At 69.1% G+C, this 22,931-nt stretch carries 25 protein-coding genes and 1 pseudogene; 15 read left to right on the top strand and 11 right to left on the bottom strand.

The genetic code is table 11. The annotated features are described in order from the left end of the window. The first annotated feature begins 47 nt into the window (after nucleotides 1-47). The 5 genes and pseudogenes from VHS75_RS11830 to VHS75_RS11810 all read left to right on the top strand — a co-directional run. A complete protein-coding gene (locus VHS75_RS11830; protein ID WP_329638817.1) occupies nucleotides 48-641 on the top strand; it encodes a hypothetical protein in 594 nt (197 codons plus the stop codon). 224 nt (nucleotides 642-865) lie between these two features. Continuing rightward, nucleotides 866-1,375, top strand: a complete 510-nt coding sequence (locus VHS75_RS11825; protein WP_329638816.1) for a GNAT family N-acetyltransferase — start codon at nucleotides 866-868, stop codon at nucleotides 1,373-1,375. Between the two features lie 108 nt (nucleotides 1,376-1,483). Continuing rightward, the gene (gene ilvC / locus VHS75_RS11820; protein ID WP_329638815.1) at nucleotides 1,484-2,503 is read left to right on the top strand and encodes a ketol-acid reductoisomerase; all 1,020 of its coding nucleotides are present in this window, start codon (nucleotides 1,484-1,486) and stop codon (nucleotides 2,501-2,503) included. Between the two features lie 347 nt (nucleotides 2,504-2,850). Further along, a complete protein-coding gene (locus tag VHS75_RS11815; RefSeq protein ID WP_329638814.1) occupies nucleotides 2,851-3,717 on the top strand; it encodes a DUF2189 domain-containing protein in 867 nt (288 codons plus the stop codon). 36 nt (nucleotides 3,718-3,753) lie between these two features. Beyond that, nucleotides 3,754-3,852 (top strand): annotated as a pseudogene (locus tag VHS75_RS11810) (hypothetical protein); the annotation flags it as partial. Between the two features lie 47 nt (nucleotides 3,853-3,899). Here VHS75_RS11810 and VHS75_RS11805 read toward each other — a convergent pair. Both VHS75_RS11805 and rsgA read right to left on the bottom strand, forming a co-directional pair. After that, nucleotides 3,900-5,081, bottom strand: a complete 1,182-nt coding sequence (locus VHS75_RS11805; RefSeq protein ID WP_329638813.1) for a glycosyltransferase — start codon at nucleotides 5,079-5,081, stop codon at nucleotides 3,900-3,902. 68 nt (nucleotides 5,082-5,149) lie between these two features. After that, entirely contained in the window at nucleotides 5,150-6,229 is a 1,080-nt protein-coding gene (gene rsgA / locus VHS75_RS11800; RefSeq protein ID WP_329638812.1) for a ribosome small subunit-dependent GTPase A, read from the bottom strand. Nucleotides 6,230-6,464: 235 nt separating this feature from the next. On the opposite strand from rsgA, the gene VHS75_RS11795 reads away from it, so the two are divergent. Then, nucleotides 6,465-6,773, top strand: a complete 309-nt coding sequence (locus tag VHS75_RS11795) for a GNAT family N-acetyltransferase (RefSeq protein ID WP_329638811.1) — start codon at nucleotides 6,465-6,467, stop codon at nucleotides 6,771-6,773. Between the two features lie 56 nt (nucleotides 6,774-6,829). After that, nucleotides 6,830-7,951, top strand: coding sequence for a hypothetical protein (locus VHS75_RS11790; RefSeq protein ID WP_329638810.1), 1,122 nt, complete (start codon nucleotides 6,830-6,832; stop codon nucleotides 7,949-7,951). Nucleotides 7,952-7,957: 6 nt separating this feature from the next. On the opposite strand, the gene VHS75_RS11785 is transcribed toward VHS75_RS11790, so the two are convergent. Then, the gene (locus VHS75_RS11785) at nucleotides 7,958-8,713 is read right to left on the bottom strand and encodes a tRNA1(Val) (adenine(37)-N6)-methyltransferase (RefSeq protein WP_329638809.1); all 756 of its coding nucleotides are present in this window, start codon (nucleotides 8,711-8,713) and stop codon (nucleotides 7,958-7,960) included. A gap of 175 nt (nucleotides 8,714-8,888) precedes the next feature. On the opposite strand from VHS75_RS11785, the gene VHS75_RS11780 reads away from it, so the two are divergent. Next, nucleotides 8,889-9,857 (top strand): polyprenyl synthetase family protein, encoded by a 969-nt coding sequence (locus VHS75_RS11780; protein ID WP_329638826.1) that lies wholly within the window; start codon nucleotides 8,889-8,891, stop codon nucleotides 9,855-9,857. A 113-nt stretch (nucleotides 9,858-9,970) separates the two neighbouring features. Here VHS75_RS11780 and VHS75_RS11775 read toward each other — a convergent pair whose 3' ends face one another. The 4 genes from VHS75_RS11775 to fumC form a co-directional block, all read right to left on the bottom strand. Continuing rightward, complete coding sequence (locus tag VHS75_RS11775; RefSeq protein WP_329638825.1) at nucleotides 9,971-10,261, bottom strand: CcdB family protein; 291 nt, start codon at nucleotides 10,259-10,261, stop codon at nucleotides 9,971-9,973. A gap of 18 nt (nucleotides 10,262-10,279) precedes the next feature. Then, nucleotides 10,280-10,501, bottom strand: coding sequence for a type II toxin-antitoxin system CcdA family antitoxin (locus VHS75_RS11770; protein WP_329638808.1), 222 nt, complete (start codon nucleotides 10,499-10,501; stop codon nucleotides 10,280-10,282). Nucleotides 10,502-10,579: 78 nt separating this feature from the next. Next, entirely contained in the window at nucleotides 10,580-10,828 is a 249-nt protein-coding gene (locus VHS75_RS11765) for a hypothetical protein (RefSeq protein ID WP_329638807.1), read from the bottom strand. 47 nt (nucleotides 10,829-10,875) lie between these two features. Continuing rightward, the gene (fumC, locus tag VHS75_RS11760; protein ID WP_329638806.1) at nucleotides 10,876-12,267 is read right to left on the bottom strand and encodes a class II fumarate hydratase; all 1,392 of its coding nucleotides are present in this window, start codon (nucleotides 12,265-12,267) and stop codon (nucleotides 10,876-10,878) included. A gap of 119 nt (nucleotides 12,268-12,386) precedes the next feature. Here fumC and VHS75_RS11755 point away from each other — a divergent pair, with 119 nt between their 5' ends. Genes VHS75_RS11755 through VHS75_RS11745 form a run of 3 tightly spaced genes read left to right on the top strand, consistent with a single transcriptional unit; the run spans nucleotide 12,387 to nucleotide 13,323 of the window. Further along, complete coding sequence (locus tag VHS75_RS11755; protein WP_329638805.1) at nucleotides 12,387-12,707, top strand: YbjQ family protein; 321 nt, start codon at nucleotides 12,387-12,389, stop codon at nucleotides 12,705-12,707. Between the two features lie 23 nt (nucleotides 12,708-12,730). Beyond that, a complete protein-coding gene (locus tag VHS75_RS11750; protein WP_329638804.1) occupies nucleotides 12,731-13,132 on the top strand; it encodes a RusA family crossover junction endodeoxyribonuclease in 402 nt (133 codons plus the stop codon). Then, entirely contained in the window at nucleotides 13,132-13,323 is a 192-nt protein-coding gene (locus tag VHS75_RS11745) for a DUF2007 domain-containing protein (protein ID WP_329638803.1), read from the top strand. The genes VHS75_RS11750 and VHS75_RS11745 overlap by 1 nt, the downstream gene beginning before the upstream one ends. An 82-nt stretch (nucleotides 13,324-13,405) precedes the next feature. Here the strand turns inward: VHS75_RS11745 and VHS75_RS11740 are convergent, their stop codons facing one another. The 4 genes from VHS75_RS11740 to VHS75_RS11725 all read right to left on the bottom strand — a co-directional run bounded on the left by VHS75_RS11740 (nucleotide 13,406) and on the right by VHS75_RS11725 (nucleotide 17,697). Further along, a complete protein-coding gene (locus VHS75_RS11740; RefSeq protein ID WP_293366363.1) occupies nucleotides 13,406-13,693 on the bottom strand; it encodes a DUF1153 domain-containing protein in 288 nt (95 codons plus the stop codon). A 165-nt stretch (nucleotides 13,694-13,858) separates the two neighbouring features. Further along, nucleotides 13,859-15,229, bottom strand: coding sequence for a flagellar hook protein FlgE (locus tag VHS75_RS11735; RefSeq protein WP_329638802.1), 1,371 nt, complete (start codon nucleotides 15,227-15,229; stop codon nucleotides 13,859-13,861). 112 nt (nucleotides 15,230-15,341) lie between these two features. Further along, entirely contained in the window at nucleotides 15,342-16,037 is a 696-nt protein-coding gene (locus tag VHS75_RS11730) for a flagellar hook assembly protein FlgD (protein WP_329638801.1), read from the bottom strand. A 7-nt stretch (nucleotides 16,038-16,044) separates the two neighbouring features. Then, nucleotides 16,045-17,697, bottom strand: a complete 1,653-nt coding sequence (locus tag VHS75_RS11725) for a flagellar hook-length control protein FliK (protein WP_329638800.1) — start codon at nucleotides 17,695-17,697, stop codon at nucleotides 16,045-16,047. Between the two features lie 407 nt (nucleotides 17,698-18,104). Here VHS75_RS11725 and flgK point away from each other — a divergent pair, with 407 nt between their 5' ends. The 4 genes from flgK (at nucleotide 18,105) to VHS75_RS11705 (ending at nucleotide 22,821) form a co-directional block, all read left to right on the top strand. Beyond that, the gene (gene flgK / locus VHS75_RS11720; protein ID WP_329638799.1) at nucleotides 18,105-20,225 is read left to right on the top strand and encodes a flagellar hook-associated protein FlgK; all 2,121 of its coding nucleotides are present in this window, start codon (nucleotides 18,105-18,107) and stop codon (nucleotides 20,223-20,225) included. A 44-nt stretch (nucleotides 20,226-20,269) separates the two neighbouring features. Next, a complete protein-coding gene (locus VHS75_RS11715) occupies nucleotides 20,270-21,205 on the top strand; it encodes a flagellin (RefSeq protein WP_329638798.1) in 936 nt (311 codons plus the stop codon). Nucleotides 21,206-21,254: 49 nt separating this feature from the next. Then, nucleotides 21,255-22,448 carry a tRNA 2-thiouridine(34) synthase MnmA gene (gene mnmA, locus VHS75_RS11710; RefSeq protein WP_414694294.1) on the top strand — a complete coding sequence of 398 codons (1,194 nt, stop codon included), beginning with the start codon at nucleotides 21,255-21,257 and terminating at the stop codon, nucleotides 22,446-22,448. A 184-nt stretch (nucleotides 22,449-22,632) separates the two neighbouring features. Beyond that, nucleotides 22,633-22,821 (top strand): hypothetical protein, encoded by a 189-nt coding sequence (locus VHS75_RS11705; protein ID WP_329638796.1) that lies wholly within the window; start codon nucleotides 22,633-22,635, stop codon nucleotides 22,819-22,821. Nucleotides 22,822-22,931: the final 110 nt, after the last annotated feature.

Genomic DNA, 22,931 nt, shown 5'->3' with positions numbered 1-22,931 from the left:
CGCCGAGGTTTTCCGCGACCGGAGCCGTAACGACCCTGGAGTCGATCTTGCCCAAGATCCCGCGCGCCCTGGCCGCGCGCCTGCTCGTCACCACCGTGCTCATCGCCATGGCGGCGGGCGGTCCCGCGCGCGCCGCGCCGCCGGCCGCCCCGAGCCCTGGCCCGAACCCCAACCCGGTGATCCTCGTCGACACCTACCTGGCGCTGCGTGAAGTGGCCTTCTCCACGCACAGCGAGGACGTGGAGGTCCAGGCCAAGCCCGGCGTCGAGCGGGCCTATGGGGTGATCGTCGAATATTGGCAGGGCGACCAGATCGTCACGGTCGTGGGCTTCGCCTCCGGGGACTCCAGCCTCTACTACTCGAAGGGCGGCGGGATGATCGGCGGCCGGCGCGAGCCGCTGGTCGCCTCGGCGGCGGGGTCGCTGGTGGCCAACGCCCAGGTCCAGCTGGCCGATGTCCCGCTGGTGAAGGGCTATCCGACGCCCGATCCGGGATCGGTGACAGTCTATGTGCTGACCACCGCGGGCCTGCGCGGCGCCCAGGCGCCGCAAAGCGACATGGCCGCCGCCGACTACCGGCTCAATCGGCTCTACGTCGGCGCCCAGAACATCGTCAGCGAGTTCCACGCCGCGCGCCCTTGAGTCTTGGCCCTAGCTTTGCCAAGCGGCGCCGAAAACGCTATGGGTTCGTCCATGCGCTCGATGCTCATCACCTTCGTACTTACGCGGACCGCCTCCGGCGGGCCGGTGAGGGACGTTGTGCGCTAGAGCCAGAGCAAGCACCGATCGCCACACCAGCCCCGCCGGGATCCGGACGGGGCTTTTTCTTTGGGCCCGCGTCCGTCCCCGCCAACGGAGACGAGACCATGCCCGAACCCCCGATACCCAAGCCCGACATCCTGATCCGCGCCCTGGAGCCGGGGGACATCCCTGAGCTGGCCGAGGCCTGGAACCAGCCGAACGCCTACGCCGGCACCCTGCAGCTGCCCTACACCTCGGTGGACGCGCGGCAGAAGCGCCATGCCGCGCACCCCGGATCGACTCGGCTCGCGGCTGTCATCGATGGCAAGGTCATCGGCATGATCTTCCTGGCCCGTGAGGACAACCGGCGCAGCCACGTCGGCTCGATCGGCATGGCCGTGCATGACGCCTACGCCGGCCGCGGCGTCGGGACGGCGCTGATGGCGGCGGTGATCGACGTGGCCGACAACTGGCTGCAGATCAAACGCCTGGAGCTCTCCGTCTACGCCGACAACGTCCGCGCCATCGCCCTCTACGAACGCTTCGGCTTCGAGCGCGAGGGCCTTCTGCGGGCCTATGCCTGGCGCAACGGCGCCTTCGTCGACGCCGTCACCATGGCGAGGCTGCGCCTGTGAGCGACGTCGCTCCCTTGACCTTTGAGCAAAAAACCGCTGGAAAGCGCCCGCTTTGCCGCCCTGACGTTGCGCGTCGGTGCGGTCCCCTACCCGTTCAGGAGAACAATCATGCGCGTCTATTATGACCGCGACGCCGACCTGTCCCGCATCCTGGACAAGAAGATCGCCATTGTAGGCTACGGCTCCCAGGGCCGCGCCCACGCGCTGAACCTCAAGGATTCCGGCGTGAAGAACGTCGCCGTGGCGCTTAAGCCCGGTTCGGCCACCGCCAAGAAGGTCGAGGCCGACGGCCTGAAGGTGATGAGCGTCGCCGACGCCGCCAAGTGGGCGGACCTCCTGATGGTGCTGGCCCCCGACGAGCTGCAGCGCGCGATCTACAACGCCGAGATCGCGCCCAACATCCGCGACGGCGCGGCCCTGCTGTTCGCCCATGGCCTCAATGTGCACTTCAACCTGATCGAGCCGGCGGCCGGCATCGACGTGCTGATGGTCGCGCCAAAGGGCCCGGGCCACACCGTGCGCGGCGAGTACCAGAAGGGCGGCGGCGTGCCCTGCCTGATTGCGGTGCACCAGGACGCCACCGGCGGCGCCATGGACCTCGGCCTCGCCTACGCCTCGGCGATCGGCGGCGGCCGCTCCGGCGTCATCGAGACCAACTTCCGCGAGGAATGCGAAACCGACCTGTTCGGCGAGCAGGCCGTGCTCTGCGGCGGCCTCGTGGAGCTGATCCGCGCCGGCTTCGAGACCCTGGTCGAGGCCGGCTACGCGCCGGAAATGGCCTATTTCGAGTGCCTGCACGAGGTGAAGCTGATCGTCGACCTGATCTACGAAGGCGGCATCGCCAACATGAACTACTCGATCTCCAACACCGCGGAGTACGGGGAGTATGTGACCGGCCCGCGCATCGTCACCGCCGAGACCAAGGCCGAGATGAAGCGCGTGCTGGAGGACATCCAGTCCGGCCGCTTCGTGCGCGACTTCATGCAGGAGAACGCGGTCGGCGCGCCCAGCTTCAAGGCCACGCGGCGCCGCGGCGCCGAGCACCAGATCGAGGAAGTCGGCCAGCGCCTGCGCGCCATGATGCCCTGGATCACCAAGAACAAACTGGTGGACACGGCGCGGAATTGAGCGAGCGCGCAGCGCAACGCGCAAGGGTGGTATCCCGCTTCTGAAGCCGTCATGGCCGGGCTTGTCCCGGCCATCTATACGCACGAGGGCTTCAGGCGAGAACACCGCGCCGCCAACCAAAGATCCAAGCGCGGAGTCGATGGATGGCCGGGACAAGCCCGGCCATGACGGCCAGCTATTTGAATTTGATTGGCTGATCGCACCAGCTTCGCCCCCAAACACGACGCCCGCGCCTTCCCGTGCTAGGCTCACCCCAATCTCTGGGTTGTGGTCTGCCGTGCGCGACCTGCCCGAGCGACGCCGCGCACGAGAGGCCATCCCCAGGCTAATGACCCGGGAGGTCGCGTATGGCGTCTGGAAACCACATTGAAAACCCCTTCGAGTACTTCATCGAGAAGCTGACCTGGGGCGTCTCCGACGTCGGGCGCCGGCTGATCCCCAATCCCGCGCGCCACGCCGGCCAGGCGGTCCCGCAGGTGCGCAAAGTCACCGCCGCCGACCTCTGGGACGCGCTGCGCCAGGGCGCGGCCGACCTCGGCGCGCTGCGCGACGACATCCTGTTCATCGGCATCATCTATCCGGTCGCCGGCCTGCTGATGGCCCGGCTGGCGTTCAGCTACGACCTGTTGCCGATGCTGTTCCCGCTGGCGTCGGGCTTCGCGATCCTGGGGCCGGTGGCCGCGGTCGGGCTCTACGAGATGAGCCGGCGGCGCGAACTGGGCGAGCATGTCACCTGGCTCGACGCCTTTGGGGTGCTGGCCTCGCCGGCGCTGGGCTCGATCCTCGGAATGGGTGCGATCCTGTTGGCGCTGTTCGGCCTGTGGCTCGGGACGGCCTATGAGATCAATCTGCTGACCCTGGGCGCCGCGCCGCCGCCGACCCTCCTGGCCTTCTCCCACAACGTCTTCTGGACCCATTCGGGCGCGACGCTGATCGCGGCCGGCGTCGGAGCGGGTTTCCTCTTCGCCGTCGTGGCCTTCGCCATCGGCGTGGTCACCGTCCCCCTGCTGTTGGATCGCGACGTGGAGCTCTGGATCGCCATCCGAACGTCGCTGCGGGTCGTCGCCGCCAACCCCGGGACCATGATGCTGTGGGGCCTGATCGTGGCCGGGTCCCTGGTGCTGGGCTCGATCCCGGCCCTGGTGGGCCTGATCTTCGTGGTGCCAGTGCTGGGCCACGCCTCCTGGCATCTCTACCGCAAGGCGGTCGCCTGAGGCTGGGCAGGGCCTGAACAACTATCAAAGCTCCGTCATCCCGGCCGCAGCGAAGCGAAGAGCCGGGACCCAGGGGGTTCTGCAGTGCGGTCGCTCCTGGGTCCCGGATCGGCCTTGCAGGCCGTCCGGGATGACGGAGGTGGGTGCAAGCTCAATCGCGCGCCGAAGCTGGCGCAGCCCAGTCAACGGACCGCGTCGGCGGCCTGCAGGATGAGGTCGATGCGCTGGTCCCAGGTGTGGCCGGCCAGGGTGATCGCCTTGGCGCCGCGGGCCTGCTCGAAGAGGCGCGGCAGGTCGCCCGCCAGCGCCTGTAGCCTGTCCATGCCCTCGCCCAGCTCGCGCCAGTTGAAGAGCTCGATGGTCTCGCCCGGCTGGAAGACCTCCGCATAGTAGCGGCTGAAGTCGGAGAAGGTGGCGGACCCGGCCAGAGACGCGGAGAACGGCCGCTCGTGCGAACCCGCGCCGAAGTTGCCGTTGGTGTTCAGCACCACGCGCGACTGGGCCATCAGCTCGGCCATGCGGGTCATCTCGACCGGCCCCTCGTAGGTGGCGTTCTTGAAGCGGTAGAGCTGGGTCTCCCAGCCGACGCCGACGATGTGCAGCGGCAAGCCGGTCTTGGCCACGGCCTTCAGAAACTCGAAGCGGCGGGTCTTGCGCACCTCCATGTCCACCAGGGCGGCGGCCTCCCGCGCCCCGCGGATGTTGGGGTCGGCGAGGTCCAGGCCGCGGGCCCGCAGCACGGTGTCCAGGGCCTGATGCGGCGGGACCCATTCCACCGACAGCGCCAGGTCCAGGGCCTGTTGCATCACCTCGCGCGCCGGGCCCTCGACGCCGGCCCACGGGGTCTCCGGCTTCTGGAAGCTGCCGGACCACAGGACGTGGATCGGCCGCTGCTCGGCGAAGGCGGCCACAGTGGCGTCGTCCGGCGCGGCCGGGCCCACCGCCGGGTGCGGGAAGAAGCTGAGATGCTTGAAGCGGTCGGCGCCATAGATCGCCCGCACCGCGTCGGCCTGGGTCGGGTCGACCACCAGCACGGCGGTGGTCGACGGCGTGCCCTTCAGCCGGTCGGCCTGGCTCAGCACATAATCGGTGTGCCAGACGACGTGCGGCGCGCCGCCGTAGAGATCGGTGAGCCGCCGGCCCAGGCTGTCCTGGAACTCGGCGCCGATGTTGATGGTGAAGATCAGGTCCACCGGGCCGGAGGTCTGGGCGTGGGCCAGGATCAGCATGCCGCCGCTGTCGCTGCCGCCGAGGTCGAGGACGTCGACCTCGTGGCCTCGCCGCCGGAAGGCCTCGGCCGCCAGGTCGGCGAACAGCCGCGTGCCGCCGTACTGCGACTGGCCCTTCATGATCAGGATGCGCATGCGGCGGTCCGTTCGGTTTCGAGAGGGCGAGGATAGGCGGATTCGCCGGCCGGACCGCCGTGCTGCCTCTAGTCGTCCATCTCGCGCTTGGCCCGGCTCCGCACCTTGCCGGCCTTGGTGACGGCCGCCCAGCGCTTGCGTTCGGCGGTCCGCGCGACAGGGTCTTCGCGGCGCACCGTGTGGGCCAGCTCCCGCTGCAGCTTCTGGAAGCTCCGCCACCGCTCGGGATCCAGCCGCCCATCGGCGAGCGCCGCCTGAACCGCGCAGCCCGGCTCCTTGTCGTGGGCGCAGTCGCGGAAGCGGCAGTCCTCCGCCAGCCGGTCCACCTCCGCGGTGGTCTCGGCGAAGGCCGCGGCCACGCCCGCCTCGGCGTCCCACAGCGCCAGCTCCCGCATCCCCGGCGTGTCGAGGATCAGGGCGCCGGAGGGCAGCAGGATCAGCTCGCGGTGCGTGGTGGTGTGCCGCCCGTGCGCGTCGTCCTCGCGGACCTCCCGGGTGGCCATCCGCTCGACCCCTGCCAGGGCATTGACCAGGGTGGATTTGCCCACCCCGGAGGAGCCCAGCAGCACCGCGGTCTTGCCGGGGGCGAGCAGGGCGGAGAGCTCCGCCAGCCCCTGGCCGGTGCGGACCGAGATCGCCAGCACGGGCGCGCCGGCGGCGATACCCCGCACGCTGTCGATCAGCGGCTGCGGATCGGCGCAGACGTCGGCCTTGGTGAGCAGGATCACCGGCCCGGCCCCGCTCTCATAGGCCGTGGCCAGATAGCGTTCCAGCCGGCGCAGGTTGAGGTCGGCGTTCAGCGAAGCCGCCAGCAGGGCGACATCGACGTTGGCCGCCACCACCTGCAGGTCCTTCGACGTGCCGGCCGCCATGCGGGTGAAGGCCGTGGACCGGGGCAGGACCGCGGCGATCACCGCGACGCCGTCTTTCAGCTCGGCCGCCACCCAGTCGCCGGTGACCGGATAGCCGCCGGCTCGGGCTTCATGGGCGAAACGGCCGGAGAGGCGGCCTTCCAGTTCGCCGGCTTCGGCGACCAGCCGATAGAGGCTGCGCTGCTGGACGAGGATGCGGGCCGGGACCAGGCCCTGCGCCGCGAAGGGTTCGAAGTCGTGCCGGAGCGTCTCGCTCCAGCCATAGGTGCTGAGCAATGTCGTGTTTCCGTCTGTAAGGGTTTGAAGCCGTTCCAGGCGTCGCCCCGCGGAAACCCCGTCTGTCAGGAGGGGAGGATCGGCTGCCGTCTAGGCAGCGGGCGCGGCGACGCGACGAAGGGCTGTGGCAATCGGTGTCATATCTGGCCTCCTCCGTTCGAGCGTTGCGTCGTGCGGGCAGGACCTTGGCCTCCGGCCGCGGCTGGGTCAAGAAGGGCGCTCAGAGGGGATCCCCATGGCCGACACGCCGCCCATCGTCATGAACGAAGAGACCCACCGCTTCGAGGCTTACCTCGACGGCGAGACGGCCTTCGCCGAATATGTGCTGCACAACGGCGCGATCGTCCTGCCGCACACGGTGGTGCCGCCCGCCTTCGAGGGGCTCGGCGTCGGCTCGGCCCTGGCGACGACCGCGCTCCGCTACGCCCGCGACCACGGCCTGACGGTCAAACCCAGCTGTCCGTTCATCGCCGGCTACATCAAACGCCATCCCGAATGGCACGACCTAGTGGACCCGACCTACCGCGAACGGCTGGGGCTCTAGACGCATGGCGCCCAGGATGCAGGCGCCGAGGATTCCTGCAGCCGTCGGCGATTTCTATGGCTTGCGCGGCGCGGGCCGCGGTGGACTATTCCGGCCGACCGGAGGCAAGACCCATTCGCAAGCTCGCTGACCTGCTGCTGATCCTGAGCGCCGCCCCCATTCTGCTGCTGGGGGCGCTGGCTGCACCCGCTGCCGTTGCGGCGCCCGCGGCCGCGGGGCTGCCCCGCGCGGCCGACGGGCATCCGGACCTGTCCGGGGCCTGGACCAACGCCTCGATCACCAAGCTCACCCGCGCGCCGGGCATGGGCAAGCTGGTCCTCACCCCCGACGAGGCGAAGAGGCTCGCGAGCTCCGATCCGATGGTCCACCGCAAGGCCGCCGACGCCGCGCCCATCGACGCCGGCCAAGGCGCCCCGGCGGTCGGCGACCCCGGCGGCTACAATGCCTTCTGGCTCGACGCCGGCAGCGCTTACGGCGAGGTGAAGGGCGAGTATCGCACCTCCTGGATCGTCGACCCCACGGACGGCCAGCTGCCGTTCTCGGAGGCCGGTCGGAAACTCGTGGCCCAGGCCCGCACCCGCACGCGGCTGGCCGAGACCCCGACGGACCCGGAGAGCTTCGATCCCTGGGACCGCTGCATCATCGGCTCGCGCGGCTCCGGCGGCCCGGGGATGCTCAACAACATCTACAATTCCAACTACCAGATCGTGCAGACGCCGGGCGCGATCGTCATCGTCTCGGAGATGATCCACGACGCGCGGACCATCCCGCTGTTCAAGGACAAGGCGACGGCCCAGGCCGCCCACGGACCCGCTGCCCTGCACCCCTGGCTGGGCGATCCCGTCGCCTGGTGGGAGGGCGACACCCTGGTCATCGAGACCATCAATGTGAACGGCGAGCAGGGCCGCGCGGGGCCGATCTTCCTGACCCCGAAGGCCAAGGTGACCGAGCGTCTCACCCGCGCCTCAACTAAGCAAATCTTTTATGAATTCAAAGTCGAGGACCCGGTCTACTACACCAAGCCGTGGCGCGCGGAGATGAGCCTGAACGCCATCCCCGGACAGGTCTACGAATACGCCTGCCACGAGGGCAACTACGCCCTGGTGGACATCATGCAGGGCCAGCGCGCGGCCGAAGGCAAGGGCGGCTCGCCCGGCAAGACCGGCGACAACAACTAGCCGCCGCTAGAGCCACTCCAGCGCCGCGCGGCCTCGCAGGATCGCCTCGGCGGCCTGGGTGTGCTGGCCGCCGTCCCCCGCTGCATTTGGGCGGTCGTGCAGCACCAGGGCCGGCAACAGCCGCAGCGGCGCCTTGCCGGTCTTGACCGCGCGCACCACCACCCGCTTGGCCGGTTCGTCGGCGAACGGCAGGACGGGCCGGATCTGCACCGACCCCGCCTTGGACGCCAGCAGGCCCAGGATGTCGTCCAGCCGGTCGGCGCGGTGGATCAGGGTGATGGTCCCGCCCTCGCGCACCGCCTTGGTCAGGAAACCGATCCAGGCCTCCAGCCCGTCGTCCGCGATCCAGGCGCCGCGCCGCTCGGCCGCGGGTCCCCGAAGCGCATCAGGGTCATCGAAGAACGGCGGATTGGCCATCGCCGCGTCGAAGGGCTCCAGGCCCAGGCCGGCGAAGCGTAAGCCCACGTCGCCCTCCATCACCTCGACCCGATCGGCCATGTCGTTCAGGCCGATGTTCTCCCGCGCCAGGGCCAGGGCCTTGGGGTCGCGCTCCACGCCCACGAACCGCGCACCCGTCCGCCGCGCCGCCGCCGCCAGCAGGGCGCCGCCCGCGCCGCAGCCCGCCTCGATCACCCGCGCGCCGGGCCCTGCGTCGCAGGCCGCCGCCAGCAGGGCCGCGTCCGCGCCGGCGCGATAGCCGCGCGCCGGCTGGCGCAAGCGCACCTGGCCGTCCAGAACGCGGTCGTCGGTGGTGTCGTCCATATGCTTATGCCGGTATACGGCGTCCATTCGGAGGGTGCGCTTGACCGTGCCCTATCGCGTCACCATTGTCCCTCGCAACGGCGGCCACTCCTCCCCAGGCAGGCCGCAACGCCAGGAGTTAAGGACCCGCTTGGCCGTCGCCACCCGCCCCGCCATCGCCGAGAAGCCGCCATCCCTGGACGCGCTGCTGATGCTCGCGCGCCCGGACATGGCCGCTGTCGACGCCCTGATCCGCCGGCATATGGATAGTCCCGTGCCGGTGATCCCGGCGCTGGCCGACCACCTGATCGCCGGCTCCGCCAAGCGCCTGCGCCCCTTGCTCACCGTCGCCGCCGCCCGCCTGGCCGGCGCCCGCGACGATGCTTGCCTGAAGCTGGCCGCCGCCGTGGAGTTCATCCACACGGCCACCCTGCTGCACGACGATGTGGTGGATTCCTCGCAACTGCGCCGCGGGCGGGTCGCCGCGCATCTGATCTGGGGCGCGCCCTCCAGCGTGCTGGTCGGCGATTTCCTGTTCGCCCGGGCCTTCGAACTCATGGTCGGCGCAGGCTCCATGCCGGCGCTGGAGATCCTGGCCCGCGCCAGCCGCGTCATCGCCGAGGGCGAGGTGCTGCAGCTCACCCGCGCCCACGACCTGGACCTCTCCCAGGAGGTCTATCTGGAGATCATCCGGGCCAAGACCGCCGAGCTGTTCGCCGCCGCCGCCGAATCCGGCGCGGTCAGCGCCGGCGCCTCGCCCGAGCGGTGCCGGGCTTTGCGCAGCTACGGGCAATACCTCGGTTTAGCTTTCCAGTTGGTCGACGACGCTTTGGACTACTCCGGCGACAGCGAGACCCTGGGCAAGAACCCCGGCGACGACTTCCGCGAAGGCAAGGCGACGCTGCCGCTGCTGCTGGTCATGGCCCGCACCGGGCCCGCCGAGCGGGAGTTCTGGATCCGCACGGTGGATCGGCGCGACCAGACCGACGCCGACTTCGACCGCACCTGCGAGCTGATGCGCGCCACCGGCGCCCTGCGCTCGACCCTGGACCTCGCCGCCGGCTACGCCTTGAGCGCCAAGGCCGCCCTGGCCGATTTCGGCGCCAACCCCTGGCGCCCGGCCCTGGAAGACCTCGCTGACTTCGCGGTGGCGCGGACGGCCTAGACCCTTTCCCGGCTGACTTGAATCAAGTCAGCCGGGAAAGAACAGGGTCGTCGTCTATATCTGGAGCCCTTCTCATCCACTCAGGTTGATCCAACCTGAGTGGATGAGAAGGGCTAGAAGCCTCCGAACAGGCGCTCCAGTCCACGGCGAAGCGCGTCCTCGTGTTCGGCGACTGAGCCAACCGACAACCTCGCCAGGCTCCGTTCCAGTGCGAATATCTCGCCGAGGGCGACGACCAGAGCCTCGCTCCTGAATTCGATCTCGAAATCGAGGCTGGTTATCTGTCGTGCGGCGTCACCGATCACCGGCGCCACGATGACAGTATCCAGGTTTTCGAGGTGATGGGATTGAAGGACCACGAAGTACGGGGCGTATGCGCGTGACCGTTCCGATGGATTGGGGATCAGGTCAAACTGGCGCGATTACCACTTCCGGAATTCGGCGCCGATGGTTCCCCGCTCTCGGATGCGCCGGTTGTAGTCCGCGATCGCCTCAGCGTTTTCCTCAGCCCACTTGCGCGCGCGCTCGTCTGCCGCGGCGGGATCGGCCTTGGCGACAGCCGCCCGGATAGCGTCTTCAGCTATGTTCTCCACGGACACACCCAGAGTCTGCGCCTGCGCCAACAGGTGCTCGTCGATATGCATGTTGGGTTCATGCCTGCCCATGACGCGAATGCTAACGCCAACGCGGCCGGTCGTCATCCCCGGGGGCGGCGCCCGGCCTCAAAGCTCGCTGAACGGGTGCGGCAGCTGGCCGGACTTGAACAGGATCACCGGGTTCTCGTCGTAGTCGCCGAGTTCGGTGTCGGCGGTCGCCGCGAACGCCACGACGCCCAACCGCAGAGGCGCCAGGCGCTCGGCCTTGCGGCGAGCCTCCTCGGCGGTCTTGCAGCCCACTTGCTGCTCGGCCTTCAGCGCCTTGCCGCGCCCGGCGACGTAGGTCTGCAGGATGTAGACGGTTTCACTGGCCATGGCGCAGCCACGCGCCCCGAAGCGAGTCTCGTCAATGGTTCAGGGCCTCAGCCCGGATGGATCATGTCTTCCGGCCGCACCCAGGCGTCGAACTGTTCGTTGGTCACATAGCCACCGCCGACCGCCTCTTCGCGCAGGGTGGTGCCGTTGGCGTGGGCGGTCTTGGCGATCTTGGCGGCCTTGTCGTAGCCGATGTGCTCCTTCAGCGCCGTCACCAGCATCAGCGAGCGTTCCAGGTTGGCGGCGATGTTGTCTTCGCGAGCCTCGATGCCCACCACCATGTTGTCGGTGAAGCTGATCGCGGCGTCGGCCAGCAACCGGCACGACTGCAGGAAGTTATAGGCCATCACCGGGTTGTAGACGTTGAGCTCGAACTGGCCCTGGGAGCCCGCGAAGCCTATCGCGGTCTGGTTCCCCATCACGTGGGCGCAGACCATGGTCAGGGCCTCGGCCTGGGTCGGGTTGACCTTGCCCGGCATGATGGAGGAGCCCGGCTCATTTTCCGGTAGCGACAGCTCGCCCAGACCGGCGCGGGGCCCGGACCCCAAGTAGCGGATATCGTTGGCGATCTTGAACAGGGCTGCCGCCGTCGCGGTCAGCGCCCCGTGGCTGAACACCATGGCGTCATGCGCCGCCAGGGCCTCGAACTTGTTGGGGGCGGTGACGAAGGGCAGGCGGGTGATCGCCGCGATCCGCTCGGCCACCTTCTCGGCGAAGCCGACCGGCGCCGTCAGGCCGGTGCCCACCGCCGTGCCCCCCTGCGCCAGTTCATAGAGGCCGTAGAGGGTGTCCTTCAGCCGGCGCGTCGACATGGCGGTCTGGTGCGCGTAGCCCCCGAACTCCTGGCCCAGCGTCAGCGGCGTGGCGTCCTGGGTGTGGGTGCGGCCGATCTTGATGATGTGGGCGAACTGATCCGATTTCTTCTTCAGCGCCGCGTGCAGGTGCTCCAGCGCCGGCATGACGCTGCGGGCCACTTCCTCGGCGCAGGCGACGTGCATCGCCGTCGGATAGGTGTCGTTGGACGACTGGCTCATATTGACGTGGTCGTTGGGGTGCACGGGCGTTTTCGAGCCCATCACGCCGCCCAGCATTTCGATGGCGCGGTTCGAGATCACCTCGTTGGCGTTCATGTTCGACTGGGTGCCCGAGCCGGTCTGCCAGACCACCAGCGGGAAGTGGTCGTCGAGCTTGCCGTCGATCACCTCCTTGGCGGCGGCGACGATCGCCTCGCCGATCTTCGGATCCAGCTTGCCCAGCGCCATATTGGCCTCGGCGGCGGCGCGCTTGACGACGCCCAACGCTTTCACGACCGGGATCGGCTGCTTCTCCCAGCCGATCTTGAAGTTCTGCAGGCTGCGCTGGGTCTGGGCGCCCCAGTAGCGGTCGGCGGCGACCTCGATGGGGCCAAAGGTGTCGGTCTCGGTGCGGGTGGCGGTCATCGCGGGCGTCCCAGCTGGCAATCCGGCCGGTCTAGCCGCCCGCGCCGCCAGCGGCAACGGGCGTGGCGCAGCTTCCAAGGCGACGGTATAGGTGGGCGTCCAGCTCGGAGCCCTCACCCATGCTCGTCGCGACCACCAACGACCTTCCCGGCTACAAGATCACCAGCCACATCGGCCTGGTGCGCGGCGTCACCGTCCGTTCGCGCAGCGTGATCGGCAATTTCGCCGGCGGGCTGCAGTCGATCTTCGGCGGCAATCTGTCGATCTACACCGAGCTGGCCGAGCACGCCCGCCAGGAAGCCCTGGACCTGATGGTCGACCATGCGCGCCGCGCCGGCGCCGATGCGGTGATCGGCATGCGCTACGACGCCAACGAGATCATGGAAGGCATTACCGAGGTGCTGGCCTATGGCACGGCGGTGAAGGTGGAGCGGCTCTAGCCTGCCCGAGCCGGCGCCTGGCCGTGGACGACGCCTGGACCCAACACGGCAAGGTGCGCGCCCGCGAAGCCGACGGCGTCCTGGAGGTGGTGATCGATGGCCTGACCACCCAGGCCAAGTACTATAAGCCGTTGATCTACGAGTTCTTCCGCAAGGCCTGGCGCGGGTCTCGCCCAGCCTGGGGTGAATTCGCCGTGGAGATCCGCATGGAATATGTCGGCGATCCGCCGTGGCTCGACCTCGACAACCTGGCCAAGGCGATCCTCGACGCCATCAAGGGCTACGCCTTCCACGACGACGCCCAGGTGGCGCGGCTTTTGGTGGAACGCGCGGGCGGCGAGCGGGAACGCATCACCGTCACCGTGCGGAAACTCGCGGACGGCGGCGGCCCGTCGCCGCTCAACCGGCCCGGCGAGGTGCGCTGATGATCGAACTGGTGAAGACCACCGACGTCGTTCGGATCGGCTATCTGAAGATGGTGCTGGAAGACGCGGGCCTGCACCCCTTCGTCTTCGACGGCGCCTCAGCCTATGCCGGCGTCATCCCGGCGCGGCTCATGGCGCCGGAGGACGAGGCGGATCTGGCGCGCCATCTCATCGCCCAGGCCGAGGCCTGACCTCCCAGAATCGCAACGGCCGCGCCCTGTACGGGGCGCGGCCGCAACGTCGCTGAAATCCCCGTTGGGGAAGTCTGAGGGCTCAGCGATACTGCTGGAGACGCGTCGTGCGAAGGCCCGCCAGACCGTGGCGGTCGATCGACCGCTGCCAGGCGAGGAACTCTTCCGAAGTCAGCCGATAACGTTCGAGGGCGTCCTCCAGCGAGAGCAAGCCCCCGCGGACCGCGGCGACCACCTCGGCCTTACGACGAATGACCCACCGGCCGGTCTCGGCCGGTGGCAAATCCCTCAGCGTCAACGGCGCGCCCGTGGGGCCGATCACGTACGACTCCCCGCGGCTGTTCGTGCGCGTCTGCTGTTGCTGCACCATGGCTTTACGCCTTTCCCACCATCACTGTTGATGAGAACAATACGACACGGCTCCTAACAGCCGCTGAATCGTATTAGTGAACGAAGCTATAACCATCTTCTTCCCCGTGTACTAATTCGGTACAGTGTGGATTTCACACTCGGTTAATCTGAATTAAGACTGGCGTTACCGGATGATGTTGATCAGCTCGTCCAGCATCGTGTCGGCCGTCGTGATGATCTTAGACGACGCCGAGTAAGCTTTCTGAGTGGTGATCAGTCCGGTGAACTCCGAGGAGAGGTCGACCGTGGAGGCTTCCAGGCTGGAGGGATCGATCTTTCCGGCCCCGCCGGCGCCCGCGACCTTCAGGGTCATGGTGCCCGCCTGCAGGGTGCCGCCGTAGGCGTTGCCGCTGATCGGTTGCAGGCCGTTCGGGTTCGGGAAGGTGGCGATGGCCACCTGGGCGATCTTGCGGACCTGGCTGTTGTCGAAGAGTGCCGAGACCACGCCGTCGGCGCCAACCTGGACACCCACGATGTTGCCGGCGCTGGCGCCGTCCGAGCTCACAGAATTGACCGTGGAGGCCGAGGCGAGCTGAGTCAGCTGGCTGAGGTCGACGCTGAGCGTCTGGCCGTTGATGCCGAGGGCGGTGGACCAAGCCGGCTGCGCGCCGGCGGAGGCGTTCAGCGTCAGGCTCGGCGTCGCGCCGGCCGCCCCGAACAAGGTTGTGCTGGCCAGGTTGATGGAGCCGTCGTTGTTGAACACCACTTGGCCCTTGGCGATCTGGCCGTTGGGCCCGGCCGCATTCACGTCGCTGGCCGGGACCGCGTAGATTTCCGCGTTCCAGGTGTTGGGCGTGTTGGTCTTCTCGAAGGCCAGCGCGAACTTGTGGGTGCCGCCCACGGAGTCGATGACGCTGATCTCGATCGGCGGCGCGTCCGGCGCAGTGCCCGAGGCTCCGCTGGTGGCCGCGTACTGCGCCATGCTGTTGGTCGCGGCGTTGTAGGTCGGCAGGCCCGCCCCAACCGTGGTCGTCTGGTCGAGGTTGGCGCTGACGCCCAGCTTGGTGGAGGGCTCGACCGCGGCGCCCAGGTTCTTGACGTTGATCGGGCCGATCTTCGACAGGTCCGACGGATCGGTGTCGAAGGTGCCGTTGGCCTGCATGGGCCAGCCCTGCAGGTAGAGGCCGGCGTCATTGACCAGGAAGCCGTTGGCGTCCGGCTGGAAGGCGCCGGCGCGGGTGAATTCCGAGGCCGGAGCGGTCGCCGAGGTCGAGGTGACGAAGAAGCCGTCGCCGCTGATCGCCAGGTCCGTCGAGGCCGCGGCGCTCTGGATCAGGCCCTGCTGATTGACGAACTGCTGGTTGTTGCCCTGCACGCCGCCGGCCGAGTACTCGCCCTTGACGGCCTGCGAGGTCACCATGGTGGAGAAATCTACCTGGTTGCGCTTGTAGGCGGTGGTGTTGACGTTGGCGATGTTGTCGGAGATCGCCGCCAGCGCCGAGGAGTTGGCCACCAGGCCCGAAACCCCGGCCAGCAGTGCCGAATTGATGCTCATGGTTCTTGTCCGTTCTTTTCTAGGTTGCCGCCTGCTGCGGGGGTCGATCGGCAATCTCTAGGCCGTGCGATGGACGGCGTTTTGCCGTCCGGTTGATGGGTCAGGGACCGGCTCACGAGGTCGTGGCCGCCTGGTTGACACTGACGACCTTGGTCCAGTCGACGGCGCCGCCGTTGATGGTGATCGAGGCCGTGCCGTTGTTCTGGGTGACGCCGGTGACGATGCCTTGGACGTAGTTGGTGGAGGCGATCGCCGCGCCGTTCGCGTCGGTGGCCGTCACCTGCAGGGTGTAGGTTCCGCCGTTCGGCAGCTGCGCGCCGGTCAGGTCCTTGCCGTTCCAGCTGAAGGCGTGGTCGCCGGCCGTCAGATCGGTGGGTGCGACCGCGGCGACGATATTGCCGCCGGCGTCCAGCACCTGGACCTTCAGGTCGGTGGCGGCGGACGGTAGGTTATAGGTCCACTGCGCCTGGCCGTTGGTCAGATTGGCCGTGTCGCTGGCCGCCTTCACCTGCTTGCCGATCAGGCTTACGGCGGTCGAGATGCCGCCGGAGGTATTGGAGACCACCTGCTTCAGGAGGCTGTTGGTGTTGAGCTGCTGCTCGACGCCGGTCATCTGCACCAGCTGCTGGGTGAACTGGTTGGAGTCCAACGGCGAAGTCGGGTCCTGGTTCTTCAGCTGGGTCGTGAGCAGCGTCAGGAAGGTGTTGAAGTTGCTCGTCAGGCTGTCGAGGCCCTGGGCGGTCGCATCGGAGACCGTCGATGAGGGCGGCGGGGTCGGTGACGTTGCAGTGGGAGCGGTGACGGTCATGGTGTCCTCAGATCCGGATATCGACGCCGGACGCAGCGGGGCGTCGAAGCATGAGTTGCGGGCCGGCGTCGGCGGTGGTGTCGAGCGCGGCCTGGAAGGCGCGCCCGCGGAAGACCGCGCCGGTTTCGGGTTGCTGGTTCTGGGCCTGTCCGCCCTGGCCGCTATCCGCGGCCACGTCGAAGGACATGCCGCCGGTCAGGTCGAAGCCGGACTGCTCCATCGCCTTCTGTAGCTCGCCGGCGCGAGCCTTCAGCTCGGCGGCCGCCTGCGGCGTGTCGAAGGACATGGAGGCCGACATCTTGCCGTCGGCGCCGATCGTCATGCGGACGTCCACCTTGCCAAGGCCGGCGGGATTGAGCTGCACGTCGAACTGGCTCGCGCGGGCGTCCAGCTTCTTGACGATCTGGGCGGCGAAATCGGCGACGGTCTGCGGCGAGCCGCGCACCTCGGCGGCGCTCGCCTGGGCCAGAGCGGTTGGGTTGGTCGCCAGAGCGGCTGCGGCAGGGGCCGAGGCGTCGGCGGCGGAGGCCGGAGCGGCGCCGGGCTGGTCGGCCTGGGCGTCGAGCGCCGGGCTCTGGGCCGCGACGTCGGAGTCGGTGTTGTCGCCGGAGCCCCGCCCGATGGCTGCGACGATGGGCTGCAGCGCATCGGCCGCCTTGTCGTTGGCGGCCGCGGTGCTGGCCGCGGTGGACGCCGCGCTCGGTGCGGAAGGCGCCTTGATGGCGTCGACGCGCGAGGACTTGGCCGAAGCCGACGTGGTCGCGGTCGTAGACGTGGTCGAGGCGGTTTGAGCCGGCTGCGGCGGGGCCGCGGCGGCCTGAGCCTGTGGCGTGGCGGCCGCCGCGGCGGCGGCGGTAGGATCGGTTGAAGCCGGCGCGACTGCGGCTGCGCCAGCGACAGCGGCGGCCGGCGGCGGCTGGACCTGCGGCGCCGCCGCGGTCGCCGTCATCGGCGGCGTGGCGACAGGCTTCGGATCGGCCGGTAAGATCCCGAACGCCGAGGCGGCCGGAGCCTGCACCGGCGCGGTGGCGGAGGCTTTGACGGCCGCGCTGTCGGCGGCCGTGGCCGGGGTGGCGTTGGCGTTGGCGACCACGGCCTGGTCGACCACAGCCTTGGCCGGGCCATCGCTGTCGGCGTCCGTCGCCGCTGCGGCGCCGGCGGTCTGCGCCAGGGCGTTGGCGGCCGTCTGCAGGCCGGCGGATTTTCCCGCGCCGATCGCGGCGGCGGCCGTGGCGTTGTCGCCGGTCGCGGGCGTCGGTGTGGTCCGAGCGGGCTGGGCCGGCCCGGCGGCCACCGCGACCGCGGTGAGGGTCAGGGCGGCGTCGCCGGTCGCGGCGGTCGCGGCGGTCGCGGTGGCCTGGCCGTCCGCGGCGGCGGCGGCGTCCTTGTCCTTGCCCTTGGCCTTGCCGTCGTCGTTGGCGACCTTGGCGTCGCCGGGGACCGGCTTGCCGCTGGTCTTGGCCGGAGCGTCCGGGCCGCCGCCCGTCGCGGCGGTTTCAGCGCCGTAAAGCGTCGCCAGCATGGCCTCAAACACTGCGGGCAGGCCCTGCGCGTGAGCGCGCCCCTGCGCGCCCGATGCTCCATTGCTCGCGCCGGCGGCGCCCGCGGCGCTCTGGCCGGGGACGGGGGACGGGGCGGGATTGATCGCGGCAGCGGACATACGCTTCTGACGCCTTCAAACTGGAGGGAGGGTCGGACGCGTGCTGCGTCGGGAACATTCGGACGTTCTGGAGCAACCTTTGCGCCAACTCTTCAATCCGTTGTTTTCGCTGAAATAAGAGGGCCTCCGACCCTCCCGCCGGTAGAGCGCCGGGAGCGGAAATTGCCGAGTCATTCGGCGTCGGATGGGGCGTTTCCTGCCGCCCACGCGCCGGCCCGGTTCACCGGCTTGGCGCCGCGTCCTGCGAACTGGCGCCGGTCTTGCGGTTAACCAATCGAACTCACCGGCCCCAGGAGGGGTCAATGTTGAAAACACACAAGAATTCCCGGCTCCTCGCGCGAGCGTTCTATTTGGCCCCGGCAGAATCCGCCGGGCCGTGCGTCAGCCTTTGCCGGGCGGAGGCCTAGATGGCCATTTCTTCGCTATCCACCGCGCTCTCGAATGCGACCTCGGGCCTGCAGGCCGCGCAGGCGGCGCTTGGCGCGGTGTCCGACAACATCGCCAACGTCAACACGCCTGGCTACACGCGCAAGACCGTCGTGCAGCAGCAGAACGTCGTCGCCGGCGCCGGCGCCGGCGTGACGATCACCGGCGTCCAGCGCGTCACCGACCAGTACCTGCAGTCCGCCAGCCTGACCGCCGGCTCGGATTCCAGCCGCTACAACATCTATTCGCAGTTCCTGGACAACGCCCAGACCCTGTTCGGCGACCCCTCGGCCACCGACTACTTCTTCAACCAGCCCAACAATATCTCCGCCGACTTCGCCAGCGCCGCCAACGATCCGTCGTCCAGCCTGCTGCGCGGCCAGGCGATCAACTCGGTCGATGGCTTCCTCAGCGACGCCGACCGCATCAACGCCCAGATCACCTCGCTCAGCTCGACGGTCGACAGCAAGGTCAGCGACGACGTCACCCAGGTGAACAGCCTGCTGACCCAGATCGACGGCCTGAACAACGATATCGCGCGCGCCAAGGTCAGCGGCGGCGACGCCACCGGTTCGGAGAACATCCAGTCGCAACTGCTGAACCAGCTCTCGACGCTGATGAACGTGCGCGTGAGCGCGCGCGACCAGGGCGGGGTGACGGTGCGCTCCACCGAGGGGATACAGCTGGTCGGTGATGGCGGCGCCTCGACGGTGACCTATAACGCCAGCCCCACGACGCCCGGCTACATCACCGCGACCACGCCGGGCGCCGCCTCCGCGCCGCAGTCGATCACCATGAACTCGGGCGAGATCCGGGGCCTGCTGGACCTGCGCAACACCAAGCTGCCGGGGCTCTCCGACCAGCTGGGCGAGTTCGTCTCGCGCACCGCCCAGGCGCTGAACGCCGCCAGCAACGCCGCCACCGCCTCGCCGCCGCCGACCTCCCTGACGGGCCGCAACACTGGCCTCGACCTGCCCACCGCGATCAGCGGCTTCACCGGTCAGAGCACTATCGCGGTCACCGACTCCTCGGGCGTGGTGCAGAAGACGGTGGCGATCGATTTCACCGCCGGCGCCATGAGCGTGAACGGCGCAGCGGGCGTGGCCTTCACCTCCGCCAACTTCCTGACCTCGCTGAACACCGCCCTGGGCGCCTCCGGCTCGGCCACCTTCTCGAACGGCGCCCTCAGCCTGTCGGCCACCGGCACGAACGGCGTCGCCATCAGCGAGGGCACGTCGCAGAAGGCCGGCGAGGGCTTCTCGCAGTTCTTCGGCATGAACGACCTGGTCACCTCGACCGGCGTCTCCACCTACGACACCGGCCTCTCGGCCGGGGACCCCAACGGCTTCGCGCCCGGCAGCACGATCACCCTGCAGCTCTCGACGCCCGACGGGCGGCCGCTGCGCCAGGTCTCCGTAGCCGTGCCGCCGGCCGGCAATCCGACCATGGGCGACCTGGTCAACGCCCTGAACAACAGCTCAACCGGCGTCGGCCTCTACGGCTCCTTCACCCTGGACGCCCAGGGCGGCCTGACCTTCACCGGGACCGCGCCGCAGAACGCCCAGCTGTCGGTAGTGCAGGACACCACCGCGCGCGGCGCCGGCGGACCCTCGATCAGCCAGCTGTTCGGCCTGGGCGTCGGCCCGCGCGCCGGGCGCGCGGGCGACTATCAGGTCAACCCGACACTGGCGGCCAATCCGACGCTGCTGCCGTTCGGCACGCTGAACCTCGCCGCCGCCGCCGGTCAGCCGGCCGTCGCCCCCGGCGACGGTTCGGGCGCGCTCGCGCTCTCCCTGGCCGGCCAGGCCACCGGCATCTTCAAGGCGGCCGGCGACCTGGGCAACGTCACCATGACGCTGAACAGCTACGCCGCCGAGTTCAGCGGCTCGATCGGCCGCGACGCCGCCACCGCCTCCAGCCAGTCCACCAGCGCCACCGCCGTGCAGACCGAGGCCGACTCCAAGCGCGCCTCGGTCGAAGGGGTCAATATCGACGAAGAGCTGGTGCACCTGCAGACCTACCAACAGGCCTATTCGGCCAACGCCCGCATGATCCAGGCCACGAAGGACCTCTTCGACACCCTGATCGCCATTCTGCCCTGACCGTGGCCCTGGCCGCCCCGGAAAGAGACTAAGAGGATCGAACTATGGTCGACCGCGTATCCACCTTCGGCTCCTACTCCGCCATCCTGGCGAACCTGATGGCCGCCGAGAACGCCCAGACAGTGGCCGAGAATAAGGTCTCGTCCACCAAGAACGGCTCGAACCTGAAGGACTTCGCCAGCCAGGCGGAGACCCTGACGGCCATGCAGGCGGTCGACGCCCGGATCACCAACTACCAGTCGCAGAACACCATCATCGCCGCCAAGCTGACCACCCAGGACCAGGCCCTGACCTCGGTCGCCGCCTCCGCCACGGCGGTGCGCCAGGCGATCGCCGACGCCCTCGCCGCTGGCAACGCCGACGCCCTGATGCAGGAGGTGCAGGGCCAGTTCCAGACGGCGGTCAGCGGCCTCAACACCCAGTACGACGGCAAGTACCTGTTCGCCGGCGGCCAGGTGAACACCCAGCCGGTGACCGCCACCCAGCTCACCGACCTGACGGCCGGTCCGCCGATCTCGAGTTTCTTCCAGAACGACAACTTTCAGGTTCAGGCCAAGCTGGACGACACCACCACGGTCACCACCGGCCAGCTGGCCAGCACGCTCGGCACCCCGATGATGCAGGCCTTCCAGGCCATCCAGGCCTTCAACGCCGGCCCCAGCGGCCCGCTGAGCGGCCCGCTCAACGCCACCCAGCAGGCCTTCCTGACCTCGGCCATGACCACCTGGGCGGGGCTGGGCACCAGCTTGACCACCGCGGCGGCCCAGAACGGCCTCGTCCAGCAGCAAGTGGATACGGTGAAGACCAACCTCGACACCCAGCAGGTGTCGCTGACCAGCATGATCGGCAACATCACCGACGCCGACATGGCCAAGGCCGCGACCGACCTCTCCAACGCCCAGCTGACGGTTCAGGCCTCCGCCAAGGTGCTGCAGGCCCTGCAAAGCTCATCGCTCCTGAGCATCCTGCCGGTCGCCTGAGCCGGCCTTCGCCGCCGGCGCCCTCCCCATGAGGGGGCGGGAACGCTATATGGGCGCCATGAATGCTCCGGTCCTCACCGCGGGAAAGCTCAGCGACGGCCTGATCGAGGCCGCGCGGGACGCTGTGCGCCTGCCCGTCGGGAGCCGCATCGTGGCCGCCATGTCCGGCGGTGTGGACTCGACCGTCACCGCGGCCCTGCTGGCCCGCGCCGGCTATGACGTGGTCGGCGTGACCCTGCAGCTCTACGACCACGGCGCGGCGATCCAGAAGAAGGGCGCCTGCTGCGCCGGCCAGGATATCCACGACGCGCGCACCGCCGCCGAGAGCCTGGGCGTGCCGCACTATGTCCTCGACTACGAAAGCCGCTTCCGCGACCAGGTCATGGAGGACTTCGCCGACGCCTATCTGCGCGGCGAGACGCCGATCCCCTGCGTGCGCTGCAACCAGACCGTCAAGTTCCGCGACCTGCTGGACGTCGCCCGCGACCTGGGCGCAGAAGCCATGGCCACTGGCCACTATGTCCGCCGCGAAGTGGGTGCGAACGGCCCCGAACTGCACCGCGCCGCCGACGCCAATCGCGACCAGTCCTACTTCCTGTTCGCCACAACGACGGAGCAGCTCGCCTATCTGCGCTTCCCGCTCGGCGGTCTGCCGAAACCCGCCGTGCGCGCCGCCGCCGCCGAGCTGGGCCTGGCCGTGGCCGACAAGCCGGACAGCCAGGACATCTGCTTCGTCCCCGAGGGCCGCTACACCACGGTCATCGACCGCCTGCGGCCGCAAGGCGCCGTACCCGGCGACATTGTCCACCTGGACGGCCGCGTGCTCGGCCGCCACGAGGGCGTCACCCGCTACACCATCGGCCAGCGCCGCGGCCTGAACGTCGCGGTGGGCGACCCGCTGTTCGTGGTGCGCATCGACGCCGCCGGCCGCCAGGTGATCGTCGGCCCGCGCGAGGCCCTGCTGACCGCCAGCCTGACGCTGAAGGAGACGAACTGGGTCGGCGACGTCGCCTCGATCGAGGCCGCCTGCGAGGCCGGCCGCCCGGTCCTGGCCCGCGTGCGCTCCACCCGCGAGCCCGCGCCCGGCCGCCTGGCGCTGATCGACGGGGCGCCCGCCGTGGTCTTCGACACGCCCGAAGAAGGCGTCGCCCCCGGCCAGGCCTGCGCCCTCTACGCCCCGGAAGCCGCCACCCGCGTTCTCGGCGGCGGCTTCATCGCCGGGACCGTGCGCGCAGAATTCTAGGGCGGTGCGACGGCGAAGCCGTTCTTTGACCACCAAGAACGCCAAGATCGCCAAGGGACCCAGGCTGGCTCCGACATCTTAGTGTCCTTGGTGGTGAAAAAGGGGACGATCCCGCTTGCGCGCGCTCAGCGAGTGGCAACTCCGCCCAGCGCTTGGCCGTTCTCCCGGCAAAGGAGACACGCCCATGCCCGCCAAGAAATGGATTGCCGGCGCGACGGAGAAGAAGGGCAAGCTGCACGAGGCCCTGCACGTGCCCAAGGACGAGAAAATCCCCGCCGCCAAACTCCACGCCGCCGCCAAGAAAGGCGGCAAGGTCGGTAAGGAAGCGCGGCTGGCCGAGACTCTGAAGGGGCTCAGTCACAAACACTCATAACGCCGCATCCTTCTCCCGCGGGGAGAAGGTGTCGGCGCAGCCGACAGATGAGGGGCCGCATCGCCGGCGGTTGAACCCCTCATCCGACCTGCTTCGCAGGCCACCTTCTC

The organism is Phenylobacterium sp. (assembly GCF_036264965.1).
GTDB lineage: Bacteria > Pseudomonadota > Alphaproteobacteria > Caulobacterales > Caulobacteraceae > Phenylobacterium.
Note: the sequence above shows the minus strand (reverse complement) of the source record. Positions and strands in the feature narration are given on the sequence as shown.